General features: G+C 66.6%; 2 protein-coding genes and 1 pseudogene. All 3 read left to right on the plus strand.

Annotated features, from left to right (window positions below; all coding sequences use genetic code 11):
* Positions 1-753: FUSC family protein (locus tag J0A65_RS23715; RefSeq protein ID WP_206596739.1), on the plus strand; the 753-nt coding region annotated here is incomplete at its 5' end.
* Positions 743-955, plus strand: coding sequence for a DUF1656 domain-containing protein (locus J0A65_RS23720; protein WP_037048255.1), 213 nt, complete (start codon positions 743-745; stop codon positions 953-955). The genes J0A65_RS23715 and J0A65_RS23720, both read left to right, overlap by 11 nt.
* 7 nt (positions 956-962) lie before the next feature.
* A pseudogene (locus tag J0A65_RS23725) lies at positions 963-1,148 on the plus strand (hypothetical protein); the annotation flags it as partial.

A 1,148-nucleotide genomic window follows, 5' to 3' on the forward strand; every position in this document is an offset into this window, starting at 1 on the left:
GCCATCAGTCACTTCGGCCGCTTCGCCCTGATCGCCATGGGGCTGGGCTTCGTGCTCGGCTATGTGCTGCTGCCTCTGGCCAGCGACTACACCAGCTTCCTGCTCGTCATGGCGCTGTTTCTCCTGCCCCTGGGCGCCTGGGCGGCCATCAACCCACTGGCGACGCTGGCCATCGCGCTGTCGTTGAGCAGCATCAACTTCCAGGGACACTACGCGCCGTATGACCTCGGTTTCTTTCTGGAAAGCACCTGCGGCACGCTGGTCGGCGTCTATTGCGCCTTCATGTGCGCGGCCCTCTTCCGCCGCTGGGGCGCACAGCCCATTCTCGATCGCCTGGAGCGCCAGGACAGGCGGGCGTTGCAGCGCCTCAACGCTCACGTGAACGAGCAGGAGCTGGCGCGCTTCCAGAACACCACGCTGGATCGCATCACCGCTCAGGGTCCCCGGCTTGCCGCCATCGGCCAGGGGGCAGAAATCCCCAACCTGCTTGCCCGCCTGGAGGCCGGAATCAATCTGGCCAGACTGCGCCTGGCCAGTGCCAACGGCCAGGAACCTGCCGTCCTGACGAGCGAGCTGTGGCAGCACCCGTTGCCGCGTGACGAGCAGACACGACGCCGCTTGCTCGGCCAGCTGGACGCCGGCCTGGACGCAGCCTGGCAGCGCCACGACAGCCGACAGCTACGCCCCCTGACCTGGCTGCGCCTGCGCCTGTTCCCCAACGCCGCCGACTGGAGCCCGCGTGATGATCGGTGAAATCAACCTCGACGGCCTGTACATCTCGCCCTTGCTGTTGTGCCTGATCGCAGCCTTCGTCCTGCGCCTGGGCCTGTCTCGACTACTTGCCTGGACCGGCGCCTACCGACTCGTCGCCCAGCGCCCCCTGTTCGACACCGCCCTTTACCTGTTGCTGACTGGCGGGCTGTTTCACGGCCTGCAGCTACTGACCACCCCATGAGGACCGCATGACTCGTCCCACCCCACTCCGCGTGCTACGCCCGCTGGTGACCCTGGCAGCAGTACTGGGCGCCGCGCTTGTCCTCTGGCAGCTCTACCTCTACTACACCTACGCACCGCAGACCCGCGACGGCAAACTGCGTGCGGATGTGGTGCCGCTGGCGACTGACGTATCGGGGAAGGTGGAAGCCGTC

It is taken from the genome of Bowmanella yangjiangensis (assembly GCF_017255015.1).
Lineage (GTDB): Bacteria > Pseudomonadota > Gammaproteobacteria > Enterobacterales > Alteromonadaceae > Bowmanella > Bowmanella yangjiangensis.